The sequence below is a fragment of the Streptomyces sp. NBC_01197 genome, assembly GCF_036010505.1.
Classification (GTDB): domain Bacteria; phylum Actinomycetota; class Actinomycetes; order Streptomycetales; family Streptomycetaceae; genus Streptomyces.
This window is the reverse complement of sequence record NZ_CP108569.1, coordinates 5,966,863-5,980,913: the sequence shown is the minus strand read 5'-3', so window position 1 is coordinate 5,980,913 and position 14,051 is coordinate 5,966,863. Positions and strand designations below refer to the sequence as shown.

The window sequence follows — 14,051 nt, the reverse complement described above, 5'->3', positions numbered from 1 at the left end:
ACCCATGGCCACCATGAAGTTCAGGAAGTCCTGGCTCCCCGCGCACATTCTGGTGTGGGCGTACGCCGTCCTGCTCGCCGTCCCGCTTTACTACTTCCTGGCGTCGGCGTTCAAGTCCAACGAGGCCATCTTCGCCCACCCGCTCGCGCCTCCGACGTCGTTCGGGGCCGGGAACTTCCGTACCGCGTTCGAGAGCGCCGGTCTCGGGATGGCGATCCTCAACTCCGGGATCGTCACGGTGTTCTCGCTGACGCTGACGCTGGGGCTCGCGATTCCGGCGGCGTTCTCGCTGGCCCGCGCGCGGGGCCGGGTAGGCGCCGCCATCGAGCGGATCTTCTCGCTCGGCTTCCTCATCCCCACCTTCGCCGCCCTCTTCCCCACCTTCCTGCTCTCCGCGGCCACCGGGCTCTTCCACACCCGGCTGTTCATGGTGCTGTTCCTGCCGGCCACCGCGATGCCGCTGTCAGTGGTGATCCTCATCCAGTTCATGCGCACCATCCCGCCCGAGATGGAGGAGGCTGCCCGGATCGACGGCGCCTCGACCTTCGGCGTACTGCGGCACATCTACACCCCGATGTGCATGCCGGGCATCGCGACGGTGCTGCTGCTGAACTTCCTGACCTTCTGGAACGAGTACCTGTACTCGCTGATCATCATCGGCCCGGACCCAGACCTGCGGACCATCCAGGTCGCTCTGCCCACCCTGAAATCGCAGATCGGCACCGACTACGGCGTCCTCACGGCCGGTACGATCCTCACTCTCGTGCCGGTCTGGATCATGTACACGCTGCTGCAGAAACGGATGCAGCAGGCCCTGGTCAGCGGCGCGGTGAAGATGTGAGCCCGGGTACGGCGGCCGGCCCCCGGCCCACGATCAAGGACGTCGCCGCGCAGGCGGGCGTCTCCACGGCGGCCGTGTCCAAGGTGTTCAACAACACCGGCCGGATCTCCGAGCCCACCCGCCGCCGCGTCCTGGAGACGGCCGCACGGCTCGGCTGGTCGCCGAGCGCGTCGGCGAGCGCGCTGCGCAGGGCCCGTACGCGCACGGTCGCGATGGTCGTTCGCCGCCCCACCGACGTCCTCGGCACCGACCTGCACTTCTCCGAGCTGATCACCGGTCTGGAGAGCGAGCTGTCGCCGCGCGGGTACGGACTGCTGCTGCACCTGGCCGGCGATGTACGCGAGGAGACCGCGCTGTACGAACGCCTCGCCGCCGAGGGCCGGGTCGACGGGGCCGTACTGACCGAGCACCGGGCCGACGACCCGCGCCCGCCGCTGCTCGAACGGCTCGGGCTGCCCGCGGTCCTGCTGGGCACGGCGAACGGCAGCGGCGTCAGTGAGGTGGTCCGCCATCTGCTGGACCTGGGACACCGGCGCATCGCATACGTCACCGGCCCGACCGGGCTGCTGCACACGCGTTTCCGGCAGCAGGTCCTCGAGGAGACCCTGGCCGTGGACGACCTGGCCCCGGTCGCGGTGCTCCACACGGACTTCACCGAAGCGGCGGCCACTTCCGCCACCGAGCACCTGCTCGCCCTCGACCCGCGGCCCACCGCCATCGTCTTCGCCAACGACTCGATGGCCGTGTGCGGCATCGGCACCGCGCAGCGCGCGGGGCTCTCGGTGCCCGCGGAACTGTCCGTCGTCGGCTACGACAACCTGCCGGTCGGCAGCTGGATCCACCCCCGGCTGACCACGGTCGACCAGTACGTCCAGCAGGCCGGCGCGGCTGCCGCCCGGGTGCTGCTCGCGCGGTGCGGCGAGGACGTACCCCATGAACCCCCCACCGGGCAACCCCGGCTTGTCGTACGCGAGTCGACCGGTCCCGTCTGATTTCTCTGGAGCACTACACATGAAGCGCCACAGCGCCCAGCTCGCCCATGACCCGGCCGTTCTGCCCTGGCTCGGCGCCAACTTCTGGTCCCGCACCGGCGGCCCGCTGATGTGGCGGAACTACGATCCACGTGTGGTGCGCGAGGAGCTCGCCGTGCTGCGCGAGCACGGGCTCAACATGACCCGCTCGTTCTTCTACTGGCCGGACTTCCACCCCGGACCGCACCGGATCGACGAGGAACTGTGCGACCGCTTCCGGGACTTCCTGGACGCGCACAGCGAGTACGGGATGGGCACCGTCCCTACCTTCGTCGTCGGCCATATGTCCGGCGAGAACTGGGACCCCGTCTGGCGCGCGGGACGCGATCTCTACGAGGATGTGTGGATGGTCGGCCGGCAGGCCTGGTTCGCGAGCGAGATGACCCGGCGCTTCAAGGACCACGCCGCCGTCACGGGGTGGCTGATCACCAATGAGATGCCGGGGTACGGGCGGATCCACCAGGTCGACCCGCCGTCGTCCGATGTGGTGACGGCGTGGGCACAGTCGATGTGCAACGCGGTGCGGGCGGCGGGCGGCACCCAGCCCGTGTCGCTCGGCGACGGCGCCTGGGGCCAGGAGGTGACCGGGCGCGACAACGGCTTCTCGCTGCGCGAGACCGCCGCGTACGTGGACTTCGTCGGCCCGCACGTCTACCGCTCGGACACCGATGTGGTCCGCCAGCACTACCGGGCGGCCTTCGAGTGCGAACTCGCGTCGGTGACGGGGCAGCCGGTGGTGCTTGAGGAGTTCGGCCTGTCCACGGACACCGTGTCGGCGCGCAACGCGGGCGTGTACTACCGCCAGACGCTGCACAATTCGCTGCTGGGCGGGGCGACGGGCTGGATCGCCTGGAACAACACCGACTACGACGACCTGTGGGACCAGTCACCCTACGACCACCACCCCTTCGAGATGCACTTCGGCATCACGGACCGCGAAGGGCGCGCGAAGGAGCCGCTGCGGGAACTCGCCGTCTTCGCCACGGTGCTCGGCCAGGTCGACTTCGCCCGGTGCCGGCGGGCGGACGCGGGGGCCGCGCTGGTGGTCCCGGCGTTCCTGGAGCGCGGTTACCCGTACAGCAGGCCGGCGGACCGTCCGCTGATCTTCTCCTCGCTCCAGCAGGGGTATGTCGCGGCGCACGGCGCGGATCTGCCGGTCGGTTTCGTACGGGAGGCGGACGGGCTCACCGAGGACGTACAGCTGTATCTGCTGCCCTCGACCCGTCAGCTGACGACCCGGACCCGGCGGGACCTGGAGCGGCGGGCCCGTGAGGGGGCGACCGTCTATCTGTCGTTCTGCTCGGGCGAGCACCCGGCGACCCGCGGGCCGTGGTTCCACGACCTGGACGGGCTCTTCGGGGTGGAGCACCAGCTGTCGTACGGGGTCGCCGAGCCGATCGAGGAGAAGGTCCTCGACTTGACCTTCGCCGAGGACTTCGGCCCGCTGAAGGCTGGTGAGACGCTTCGCTTCCCGGTCGCGGGGAACGAGGACAGCATCGCGTACCTGCCCGTCGTTCCGGTGAGCGCCCGCGTGGTGGCGACCGACGCGCACGGCCGGCCGGCGCTACTGGTGAACGAGACGGGGGCGGGCCGGACGGTGCTGGCCACCTATCCGCTGGAGCACATGGCCGCCCGCAGCGCGCGCGTCAACCCCGAGCAGACGCACCGGCTGTACGAGGTCCTGGCGGAGGTCGCGGGGGTGGTGCGCCCGGTGACGGTGGACACTCCGTACGTCAGCGCCGATGTGCTGGTCCACGAAGACGGCCGGCGCTTCGTCTGGCTGGTCAGCCAGTCGCCGGACACGCTGACCGTACGGCCGCGCGGGGGCAGGCTCTTCGGCCTCGGTACGGGGACGGAGTCACCGGAGGTCACACTGGAGCCGTACGGGGTGCAGGTCCTCGAACTGCGGCAGTCCGATGTCCTCTGACCGCCGCAGTTCAAGGAGTTGGTGTCCCTGGGGCCTTCCCGCTGATGTCGTTGCGCATGGGGCCCTCAGCCCTGCCCGCCATACGGATTCTTGAAGTTCTCGATGTTCCCGGCCTGGATCACCGTGCCGTTCCGGCTGCTGCCGGTGAAGCTGTTATTGACGACGCCGATCCTTTGGCCGGGCACCGGTGGCGCCAACTCGTCGATCAGCGCGCGCAGTTCCACTGCGGCCTCCGGGTCGGCCAGCAGCGCGCGGCGCATCCGCAGCCGCCACTCCCCCTGCACATCGGCGGCGGCCTCCTCGTCGCCGTCCTGCCGGGCCGTCGCCAGTTCCGCGCGGGCCACGTCCAGTTCGGCGGCGACCGCGGCGGGATCGGCGCTGCCGCGGCGGGCCAGGAAGGCAGCCACCCGGTCGCGTGTGCGCGCCCATGCGTCGGTCGCCATCTGCTGTACGAGGGTGGTCGCCCCCGCCGTCACCAGCGCTGTCAACTCCGCGTCCACCGTTCCCCCTTGATTCGGATCGTGTGAGTCGGACCGTGTGAGTCGGACCTTGCGGCCTGTGCGCATTCCGCTCGTGAAGGTTAGCGCCGGAGCGCCTCCACCGGGTCGGGGTGCGGGGTGTCGCGGGGCCACCAGTCGTCCCGCCCCGGGTCGGATTCGTACGCGTACCAGCGGTTGTCCCGGCCGAAACGTAGCTGGAGGGCGCCGCCGGGCACGGTCAGCCGGTTGCGCGAGGGCTGGAAGCGCGGCAGCCCGGCGGCTGCCAGGGCGGGACGGGCCCGGTCGAAGGGACCGGCGGGTGGGTCCCACGGCGTTTCGAGTACGGCCAGGCCTTCGGCGCCGCCCTGCCGCCAGGCGGCCACCGCCCGCGCCAGATCGGTGGGGGTGCGGCCGGTGGCCGACGCGAGTCCGCGGTAGAGCGTGCGGGTGGTGGCGGTCAGTCCGGCGGTGGGGCGGGCCGCTGCCAGCCGGACCGCGTCCTGCCAGGGGGTGAGGCCGCTGACCGGATCGGCTCCGGTGGTGAGCAGCGTGTGGGCGCGTGCCGCGGCGTCGGTGGCGAGGTCGTCGAGGGCCGACGGGTCGGGAGCCCCGGGCGCCTCAGGGTAGGCGGGCGGGCGACCGGGATACGGCCCGACGGGCAGCGGCACGGGCAGGGGCGGCAGGAACCGCGGGGCGAGGGCCTCCCGCGCGGGGACTCCTGGAGCGGGTGGCGCGGGGGGCTGCTCCCGTGCCTCCCGTGCGGAGTGGGCCGCGCTGCGCCGGGCCAGTTCGTCGAGGAGCTCGCGCTCGCCCCTGCCGCGCATCAGAAGCAGGACGAACGGGTCGGCGTCCAGTAGCCGGGCGGTCTCGTAACAGAGCGCTGCGGCATGCTTGCAGGGGCGGCCGCTGTCCGGGCAGGTGCAGGACGGCACGAGATCGCCCGGCGCCGGGAGCAGGGCGACACCGGCATCGGCCGCCGCGTCGGCCAGCGAGTGGGGCATGTCCTTGTCGAGCAGCGCGGCGATATGGCCAGGCTGGGCCGCGGCAGCCTCCAGGAAGTGGTCCCAGTCGTCGCCGGAGAGCGTACGCAGCCGCAGTTCCGCCCGGTAGGGACGCGGGCGGCTCCCGTGTACGTAGGCGAGGATGCGGCCCGGTGCGACGTTGACCGCGGCTACATGGCCCCCGTTCGCATAGCTCCGGCCCCTTTCGAGGCGTCCCGCGTCGAGCGACAGCCCCTCCAGGGCGGCCACCCAGGCGTTCCCCCACCAGCTGCTCACGAGGGCCTCCGCAAGGACACCAGGTCGGCGAGTTCCGCGTCGCCCAGTTCGGTCAGGGCGCTCTCACCGGAGCCGAGCACCGCGTCGGCCAGCGCACGCTTGGCCGTCAGCATCTCGGCGATCCGGTCCTCCACGGTGCCTTCCGTGATCAGCCGGTGGACCTGCACGGGCTGCGTCTGGCCGATGCGGTACGCGCGGTCCGTCGCCTGTTCCTCGACGGCTGGGTTCCACCAGCGGTCGTAGTGGATGACATGACCGGCTCTGGTGAGGTTCAGCCCGGTCCCCGCCGCCTTGAGGGAGAGCAGGAAGACCGGGCACTCGCCGGCCTGGAAGCGGTCCACCATCTCCTCGCGCCGGGCCACCGGCGTTGCACCGTGCAGCAGCTGCGAGGGGATGCCGCGCGCGGTGAGGTGTTCGGAGAGCAGCCGGGCCATCGCCACGTACTGGGTGAAGACCAGGACGGCGCCGCCGGAGCCGCCCTCCGCGAGGATGGTGTCGAGGAGTTCGTCGAGGAGGGCGAGCTTGCCCGAGCGCCCGGCGAGGCGGGAGGGGCCCTCCTTCAGATACTGCGCCGGGTGGTTGCAGATCTGCTTGAGCGCGGTGAGCAGCTTCATGATCTGGGCGCGCCGGCCGAGGCCCTCACCGGCTTCGATGACGGCCATCGACTCACGGACGACCGCCTGGTAGAGCGATGCCTGCTCCCTGGTGAGCGGGACGGGGTGGTCGGTCTCCGTCTTGGGCGGCAGCTCGGGGGCGATGCCGGGGTCGGACTTCTTGCGGCGCAGGAGGAACGGCCTGACGAGCCGCGCCAGCCGCTCGACCGCACCGTCCTCCTCGCCGTTCTCGACGATCCTCGCGTGGCGGGCGCGGAACGTCTTGAGCGGGCCGAGGAGCCCGGGGGTCGTCCAGTCGAGGAGCGCCCACAGTTCGGAGAGGTTGTTCTCCACGGGTGTGCCGGTGAGTGCGACCCGCGCCGGAGCCGGGATGGTGCGCAGAGCCTTGGCCGTCGCCGCGTTGGGGTTCTTGATGTGCTGTGCCTCGTCGGCGACGACCATGCCCCAGGGGTGCCCGGCCAGTTCGGCGGCGCTGGTGCGCATCGTCCCGTACGTCGTCAGGACGAAGCCGCCCTCGGTGCCGGTCAGCGAGCGGTCCGTGCCGTGGAAGCGGCGGACGGGCACGCCCGGGGCGAAACGGTTGATCTCGCGCTGCCAGTTGCCGAGCAGCGAGGCGGGGCAGACCACCAGCGTGGGTTCGGGCCGGGCGCGGTGCAGATGGAGGGCGATGAGCGTGATCGTCTTGCCGAGGCCCATGTCGTCGGCGAGGCAGCCGCCGAGGCCGAGCGAGGTCATCAGATCGAGCCAGCCGAGACCGCGCAGCTGGTAGTCGCGGAGCGTGGCCTCAAGGCCCGCGGGCTGCGGCAGCGGCGCCGTGTCCGACGTGAGTCTGGAGTGGAGGGCCGCGAGCGCGCCGACCGGGACCGCGTCGACCGGCTCGCCGTCCACGTCTGCGCTGCCGGTCAGTGCCACCGACAGCGCGTCCACCGGTGCGAGGAGCCCCAGTTCGCGCTTGCGCGCCTTTCGCACGAGAGCCGGGTCGATGACGACCCACTGGTCGCGCAGCCGCACGATCGGGCGGTGCGCCTCGGCCAGGACGTCCATCTCCGATTCGGTCAGCCGGTCGTCGCCGATGGCCAGCTGCCAGCTGAAGGAGAAAAGCTGCTCCGCGTCGAAGAACGGGGTGCCGTCCGTGGCCGAGCCGGGTGCCGGTCTGACGACCGCGGCGGCGGACAGCGACCGGACCAGGTCCCGTGGCCAGTGCACGGCCACGCCCGCCTCGGCGAGCCGTGCGGCAGCAGGGCCGAGCAGCTCGTACAACTCGTCCTCGGACAGCGGCAGTACGTCGGGCACGGGCCGCGCCAGGAGCCCGGCCAGCGGGGGCCAGACCCGCGCCGCGCGCCGCAGCGCCAGTACGGTGTCGATCCGCACCCGCGGTCCGAAGTGCTCGTCGCCGTCCCCGGCCCAGAGCCGGCCCGCGTCGGCCACCAGCGTCGGATCGGCGAGGCTGTGCACCTGGACGACAGCCGCGGCGGCCCGCCGCTCCTGTGCCGCGACATGACCGGCCGCTCCGGTGTCACCGGCGGCGCCGTCCGCGAGGGCGCCGTCCGCGAGGGCAGTCATGTCGTCGGCCCGGTCGAACAGCTCGTAACCGGAGAGATCGAGCCGGAGCGAGACCTGTACGCCCGCGTCCGCCCCGGCCGCCACCTCGGCCGCCCACTCGCGCAGCCCCGGCAGCCGCTGCGGTGCACTGGCGGCGTAGGCGGTCCCGGCCGCGTGCGGAGCGGCCGGGGTGCGCGGCAGGGCGTCGGCGACCGCGTCGTAGAACGCCCTGAGCAGCCCTTCGGGTTCGGGAAGTTCCAGGGGCGTGCGGCCGGGAAGCGGGACGGCGTACGCCTCGGGCGGCATGGCGGCGGCCACCGCACGCAGATGGGCGACGTCCTCCGCGTCGAGCGGCCCGGCCCGCCAGGCATCGTGGTCGTCGGCGGTCAGCCCGGGCAGGAACCGCCCGCGCGCGGCCAGTTGCAGGGCGTGCAGCGCCGCCGCGCCCCAGCAGCGGGCGGCGGGGTGGGCGACCGGGGAGTGGCGGGCGGCGGTCAGCAGCGGCAGCGCCTCGGTGAGGGGCAGCAGGACGGCCGGCACGGTACGGCGACGGGCTGCCGCGCCGTGTCGCCGTACGACCACGAGCTCGTCCGGACCGGCGGCCGGCGCCTGTCGCGCTTCCGGATCCCAGAAGGCGAACCGGCCCTTGCGGGGCACGACGGCAGGCAGGAAGATCGCGGCCTGCCGGGTGAGCGCCGCGGGTCCGGCCCCGCTCACCCCCTGCGTCTCCGCTGACTGCCGCACCCCGCTCACCTGCCTTTCCGCCCTCGTTCCTGTCTCTCTGCGAGTGTAGGTGCGGGGTCTGACAGCGGGCTGGGACGGCGGATCCGGCAGCCGGCTCGGGAGTGCGACGAGCGCGGTCCGGCCCTCGACGGACACCGGACCCGCTCAGCGCACCCCCTCCCACAGCGCCCGCTCCACGGGGCGCGGATCGTCGGCTGGGCCGGACTCCTCGGCGAAGATCATCGTGGTGCGGTCGGCCGGTCCGTACGCCGGCCACCCCGGGTCCCCGCTCTCCGCGAAGGCCACCCAGGCGCCGTGCACCGTGTCCGCCAGCGCCTGGGGCGGGTGGCTCCCGAGCATCGGGAGATACGTGGGATCGTGCAGGTTGTCGAAGACGAAGCCCAGCTCCGACGCGTGGCAGGCGCCGAGTTCCCCGTCGAACTGCGGTGAACGCCAGGCGAATTCGTAGACGTGCGAACCGGGCACGGCCTCGGCCAGCCGGAGGGCGGGAATCCGGTAGAACCAGTCGGTCGCCACCGCGTCCAACAGCTCGCCCGCGCTCGCCTGCTCACGGCCCGCGCGGTAGACGGCGAGGGCCCTGTCCGGGTCGAGTCCGTACGCCGTCGCCGCCAGTCGCAGCCGCTCCTCCGTGATCGTGTCCATCCGCCCGGTCGGGACCATGAAGAGGCGGTTCTCCTCCCGGTTGCTGCCGACGAGCAGCTCGACACCGCAGTCCCGGCCCGGCAGGGCGAGTCCGGGTGCGACCGGCTCGAAGGGCATGGCGTTGAGCGCGGCGTCCCCCCACAGCTCCGGATCGGGACGGCGCCCGATCTCCGCGCGCAGTTCCGCCTGCGCTCGGAGCAGCGTCGCGAGCGGCAGGGCGGCGAATTCCTCGGCTGTCGGAGCGACGCCGAGCCGCTCGGCGAGATGTGCGGCGACCAGCCGGGCGGACCGGGGGCGCAGGAAGTGATGTGCGCCCCCGCTCTGCAGAACGGCCCGCCGGAACAGCCCGCGTGCCGGCTCCGCCCCGAGCAGCACACCGATGCTCATCGCACCGGCCGACTCCCCGAAGACCGTGACCCGGTCGGGTGAGCCGCCGAAGGAAGCGATGTTCTCGCGTACCCATTCCAGGGCAGCGATCTGGTCGAGCAGGCCGCGGTTGTCGGGGGCGCCCTCCAAGCTCAGGAAACCGTCGGTGCCCAGCCGGTAGTTGACCGTCACGCAGACCACACCGTCGCGGGCGAACGCCCTGCCGTCGTAGGCGGACGCCGACCCCGAACCATTCGAGAAGGCCCCTCCGTGCAGCCACACCATGACCGGGAGGCCGCCGTTGGGGCCCGGCTCGGGCGTCCAGACACTGAGGTTGAGGCAGTCCTCGCCGTCCTTGCCGAGGTCCTCGGGGATGAGCGCGTCGAAGGGGGGCGCGTACGGCGCTCTGGGCGCTGTGGGACCGTGGGCATCGGCTTCCCGTACGCCCTGCCACGGCGCGGGCGGCGCCGGCGCGCGGAACCGGCGCGGTCCGAACGGCGGCGCCGCGTAGGGGATTCCGAGGAAGGACGCCACCCCTGTGTCGTCCATCCGACCGCGGACAGCGCCCTGCCGCGTCATGCACACCGGTTCCATCTGGTTCAGATCTCCACTCTTCAATTCGGGTCCCAACGGCTCGATCGGAAGCATGCGTTCACCGGCGCGCGGCCCGCCCGGCGAGAGCCGGCCGGACAGAGGACCGGACGGAGGAGGGGTGCCGGAAAAGGAGGGGTGCCGGGCGCCTCCCCCCTGGTACCGTGCCGCCGTCCTCCCGTATGGACCCCGGCTCCTCATCCCGCGTGAAAGGCGGCCCGAATGGCCCGGCACACCACGGTCCCGACGCTCTTCCCACCACCCGGCTACGCTCATGCGGCCGTGGTCGAAGCCGGGCAGCGGCTCGCCTTCATGGCCGGTTCGGTACCGCTCGACGCGGCGGGAGAGCTGGTCGGTCCCGGGGACCCGGTGCGGCAGACCGGACAGGTCATCGCCAATCTGGACGAGGCGCTGCGGGCGCTCGGGAGCGATCTCTCGCAGGTCGTCGCCAGCACCGTGTATGTCGTGGGCGACACCCCGGAAGCCCTTTCCAGCGTCTGGCAAGCCGTACGGGCCTCGGGCCTCAGCACTGGCCCGCATACCTCGACCCTGCTGGGGGTCGCCTGCCTCGGGTACCGGGGCCAGCTGGTCGAGATCACCGCGACCGCCGTCGTGAACTGAGCGCCGTCCCAGACCGCCGACGACGACCGGGCAGCGCCCCCCGGCCGCCTTCGTGGACCGGGCGCTGTCCCCCGCGCGGCCCAGCACCGGATGCCGCGGGGTCCGGAAGCGGGCAGGCTGGCTCCCACCAGTGACTCTCCGTACAGACGGGACCGCGCATGTCCGATCACCGGCGCCTCGGCTTCATCGCCTGCGCAGTGCTCCTGCCGTTCGCCGTAGCCGGGTGTTCCGGTCTCAGCCGCTCGGCGGTCGGCACGATCTCGTACACCACACCGGATTCGAAGGTCGTCACCGTCTCGAACCCGTCCGTGACCGGCTGCCACCCGCTGCCGCGCGGGGGCGCCGCGTCCGTCGCCAACAACACGCTGATCGACATGTGGCTCTACCCGGGCGCCGGCTGCACCGGAAAGCCGTCGATGTACAACGCGACCACTATGACGAACATGGTGACACCACCGCTCGTGGCCTGGCGCAGCTACACCCTGGTCCACTGACAGCGGCGCCCCGCGGGTCAGCGCGTTCACCGGCGGCCGCCCGCCCCCGGGCACCGGGCGCTCACCGGGCGGGCAGTGCCCGGACCCAGGTGCCGTCGTCCGTCAGGTATCTGTTCACAACGAGCCCGGCCTCCCGCAGGTGCCGCTCGAACTCCGCGCGGCTCAGCGGACGCGACAGGAAGGTCTGCGTCCAGGTCGCGTCGGGGTAGACGTACTCGCAGACCATCGCGTCCACGCCGTCCCCGACCGGGGTCGCGGACGTGATGCGCACGATCCCGCCCGCGCTGTTGCGCCGCTCCCTCGGTACGTCCGCGTGCCAGTCCAGGCCCTCGCGCTGCACCAGCACACAGCCGTCGTCCTTCACATGGCGACGGCAGGTCCGCAGCAGCCCCTGACGTACCCGCGGGTCCCCCGCGTGAACCAGGAAGGACGCCAGCATCACCACGTCGTAGGTCTCGCCGGTGTCCAGCTTCTCGATCGGGCTGCAGACCGTGCGGACGCCGTCGACGCCCTCGATCTGTTCCAGCATTCCGGGTGACTCGTCCACCGCGGTGACCGTGAAGCCCCGTTCGGCCAGCGGACGGGTGACCCGGCCCGCACCGCTGCCCAGTTCGAGCACGCTCGCTCCGGCCGGGACCGCTGCCGCGACGACATCCGGTTCGTCTCCGACCGGCAGCCGCTTGTACAACTCGACGGAGCACCCGTCGGGCGTTCTCGCTCCCGGCCCCGTGCCTTCGTACCCCTCGCGCATCCTGACGCTCATGCCGTACAGAACGAACGTGCCCCGGCCGTCGTTCCCGCCGCTTTCCGGAACTCCCGGTTCAGTCCTCGGAGTCGAACCGCGCGGCCCGCAGATACTCGGGCTGCGGGTCGAGCGCGGCGGCCAGCCTGAAGTGACGCCTGGCCTGTTCGGGGCGGCCGGCCCGCTCGAAGGTGCGGGCCAGGGCGAAGTGCGCGAAGGCGTTGTCCGGCTCCCGCTCCAGGACCAGCTGGAACTCCAGCTCGGCCGGGCGGAGTTGCGCGGCGGCGAAGAAGGCCCTGGCGCGCAGCAGGCGCGCCGCGGTGTTCTCCGGATGAGCCGCGATGACCTCGTCCAGCAGCTTCACCGCACCGCGCGGATCACGGGCGTCCAGCAACTGTTCGGCCGCGCGGTAGTCGATGACGTGGGTCTCGGGGTTGCTGTGTGACATCGGTTGCTGGCCTTTCTCCCTCGTGGCTGGCTGCTTTATCAAAGGTGGCCGCCCTGAACGCTGCCGCCGCCGGTCTCGTGGGACCGCGGCGGTCAGCCCCCGGCCCGCTCCGTCAGCTGCGCCCACACCGAGCGCACCTGCGGCTCCAGGGCGGCCAGCGGGCCGTCGTTGTCGATCAGGATGTCGGCGATCGCGCGGCGCTGCTCCCTGGTGGCCTGGGCGGCCATCCGGGCGCGGGCCTCGGACTCCTGCATTCCGCGCAGCCGTACCAGCCGGTCCAGCTGCGTCTCCGGCGCCGCGTCCACCACGACCACCAGGTCGTAGAGCGGAGCGAGACCGTTCTCGGCCAGCAGCGGTACGTCGTGGATGACGACCGAATCCGCCTGCGCCAAGCCCTCCAGCTCGGCCGAACGGGCTCCGACGAGCGGGTGGACGATCGAGTTCAGCGTTGCCAGGCGGTCCGGATCGGCGAAGACGATCGAGCCGAGCAGGGGACGGTCCAGGCTGCCGTCCCCGGCGAGAACGGACTCACCGAACGCCTCGACCACGGCTGCCAGACCGGGAGTTCCCGGTTCGACCACCTCACGGGCGATCCGGTCGGCGTCGATCAGTACCGCCCCGTAACTGACAAGCAGCCGGGCCACTTCGCTCTTGCCCGCGCCGATTCCACCGGTCAATCCCACTTTCAGCATGGCCAGGAGCCTAGGCCCTGTACGCCGTGGCCTTCCGCCGGGGCCTCGGAACACCGCCTCAGACGTCGCCCTCCCGCTCCGCGAGAAAGCGTTCGAATTCGCGGCCGATCTCGTCCGCCGACGGCAGCTCGACCGACTCGGCGACCAGATTGCCCCGGGTCTCCGATCCAGCCAGCGCGTCGTACTGGTGCTCAAGTCCCTGGACCAGAGCGGTCAGTTCCTCGTCGCCCTCACCGATCTGGCGCTCGATCTCGTCCTGGGTGCGCTGCGCCTCGGTGCGCAGGGCGTGCGCGACGCTCGGCAGTACGAGACCGGTCGCCGCGGTGACGGCCTCAAGGGCGGTCAGCGCCGCATCCGGGTACGAGGACCGCGCGACGTAGTGCGGCACATGGGCGGCGACGCCGAGCACGTCGTGCCCCGACTGCGCGAGCCGGAACTCCACCAGCGACTCCGCGCTGCCGGGCACCTGCGCCTCGTCGAACGGCGACTTGTGTCCGGGCATCAGGTCCGTGCGGTTGCCGTGCGGGGTGATCCCGACCGGGCGGGTATGCGGGACACCCATCGGGATGCCGTGGAAGTTCACCGAGATACGAACGCCGAGCCGGTCGACGATCTGCTCGACCGCGGCCGCGAACCGCTCCCACTCGACGTCGGGCTCGGGGCCCGAGAGCAGCAGGAAGGGCGCGCCCGTCGCGTCCTGGACCAGGCGCACATCGAGCGTCGGGGTCTCGTAGTCCGTCCACTGGTCGCGCTTGAAGGTCAGCAGGGGGCGGCGTGCGCGGTAGTCCACGAGCCGGTCGTGGTCGAAACTGGCGACCAGTTGGTGGGGAAGCGTGTCCAGCAGACCCTCGACGATCTGGTCGCCGGCCTCACCCGCGTCGATGTATCCGTCGAAGTGGTAGAGCATGACCAGTCCGGCCGACTCCTGCGCGAGCGCCACATCGACGACTGCCAGGCCCTTCGGCTCCCATGCGTACAAATCTTGCGGATCCAGCACGAT

General features: G+C 71.9%; 13 protein-coding genes. 5 read left to right on the top strand and 8 right to left on the bottom strand.

The features are described 5' to 3' along the window. Nucleotides 1-13: 13 nt before the first annotated feature. Genes OG452_RS27460 through OG452_RS27450 form a run of 3 tightly spaced genes read left to right on the top strand, consistent with a single transcriptional unit; the run spans nucleotide 14 to nucleotide 3,799 of the window. Entirely contained in the window at nucleotides 14-841 is an 828-nt protein-coding gene (locus OG452_RS27460) for a carbohydrate ABC transporter permease (RefSeq protein ID WP_327299805.1), read from the top strand. After that, entirely contained in the window at nucleotides 838-1,833 is a 996-nt protein-coding gene (locus OG452_RS27455; RefSeq protein ID WP_327298240.1) for a LacI family DNA-binding transcriptional regulator, read from the top strand. Before OG452_RS27460 ends, OG452_RS27455 begins: the two co-directional genes overlap by 4 nt. A 19-nt stretch (nucleotides 1,834-1,852) precedes the next feature. Beyond that, a complete protein-coding gene (locus OG452_RS27450; RefSeq protein WP_327298239.1) occupies nucleotides 1,853-3,799 on the top strand; it encodes a cellulase family glycosylhydrolase in 1,947 nt (648 codons plus the stop codon). A gap of 65 nt (nucleotides 3,800-3,864) precedes the next feature. Here OG452_RS27450 and OG452_RS27445 read toward each other — a convergent pair whose 3' ends face one another. The 4 genes from OG452_RS27445 to OG452_RS27430 form a co-directional block, all read right to left on the bottom strand. Further along, nucleotides 3,865-4,299, bottom strand: coding sequence for a hypothetical protein (locus OG452_RS27445; RefSeq protein WP_327298238.1), 435 nt, complete (start codon nucleotides 4,297-4,299; stop codon nucleotides 3,865-3,867). A gap of 80 nt (nucleotides 4,300-4,379) precedes the next feature. Beyond that, entirely contained in the window at nucleotides 4,380-5,555 is a 1,176-nt protein-coding gene (locus OG452_RS27440; protein WP_327298237.1) for an SWIM zinc finger family protein, read from the bottom strand. Next, a complete protein-coding gene (locus OG452_RS27435) occupies nucleotides 5,552-8,464 on the bottom strand; it encodes a DEAD/DEAH box helicase (RefSeq protein WP_405560468.1) in 2,913 nt (970 codons plus the stop codon). Before OG452_RS27435 ends, OG452_RS27440 begins: the two co-directional genes overlap by 4 nt. Before the next feature lie 135 nt (nucleotides 8,465-8,599). Next, nucleotides 8,600-10,042 (bottom strand): carboxylesterase/lipase family protein, encoded by a 1,443-nt coding sequence (locus OG452_RS27430; protein WP_327298236.1) that lies wholly within the window; start codon nucleotides 10,040-10,042, stop codon nucleotides 8,600-8,602. 234 nt (nucleotides 10,043-10,276) lie between these two features. Here OG452_RS27430 and OG452_RS27425 point away from each other — a divergent pair, with 234 nt between their 5' ends. Both OG452_RS27425 and OG452_RS27420 read left to right on the top strand, forming a co-directional pair. Further along, nucleotides 10,277-10,675: a RidA family protein gene (locus OG452_RS27425; protein WP_327298235.1), complete on the top strand. Its 399-nt coding sequence runs from the start codon at nucleotides 10,277-10,279 to the stop codon at nucleotides 10,673-10,675. A 158-nt stretch (nucleotides 10,676-10,833) separates the two neighbouring features. Continuing rightward, entirely contained in the window at nucleotides 10,834-11,169 is a 336-nt protein-coding gene (locus OG452_RS27420) for a hypothetical protein (RefSeq protein WP_327298234.1), read from the top strand. 61 nt (nucleotides 11,170-11,230) lie between these two features. On the opposite strand, the gene OG452_RS27415 is transcribed toward OG452_RS27420, so the two are convergent. The 4 genes from OG452_RS27415 to OG452_RS27400 all read right to left on the bottom strand — a co-directional run bounded on the left by OG452_RS27415 (nucleotide 11,231) and on the right by OG452_RS27400 (nucleotide 14,048). Next, complete coding sequence (locus OG452_RS27415; protein WP_327298233.1) at nucleotides 11,231-11,932, bottom strand: class I SAM-dependent methyltransferase; 702 nt, start codon at nucleotides 11,930-11,932, stop codon at nucleotides 11,231-11,233. 58 nt (nucleotides 11,933-11,990) lie between these two features. Next, nucleotides 11,991-12,359, bottom strand: a complete 369-nt coding sequence (locus OG452_RS27410; RefSeq protein WP_164267220.1) for a tetratricopeptide repeat protein — start codon at nucleotides 12,357-12,359, stop codon at nucleotides 11,991-11,993. Between the two features lie 92 nt (nucleotides 12,360-12,451). Then, nucleotides 12,452-13,051, bottom strand: a complete 600-nt coding sequence (coaE, locus tag OG452_RS27405; protein WP_327298232.1) for a dephospho-CoA kinase — start codon at nucleotides 13,049-13,051, stop codon at nucleotides 12,452-12,454. 58 nt (nucleotides 13,052-13,109) lie between these two features. Further along, entirely contained in the window at nucleotides 13,110-14,048 is a 939-nt protein-coding gene (locus OG452_RS27400) for a PAC2 family protein (protein ID WP_327298231.1), read from the bottom strand. Nucleotides 14,049-14,051: the final 3 nt, after the last annotated feature.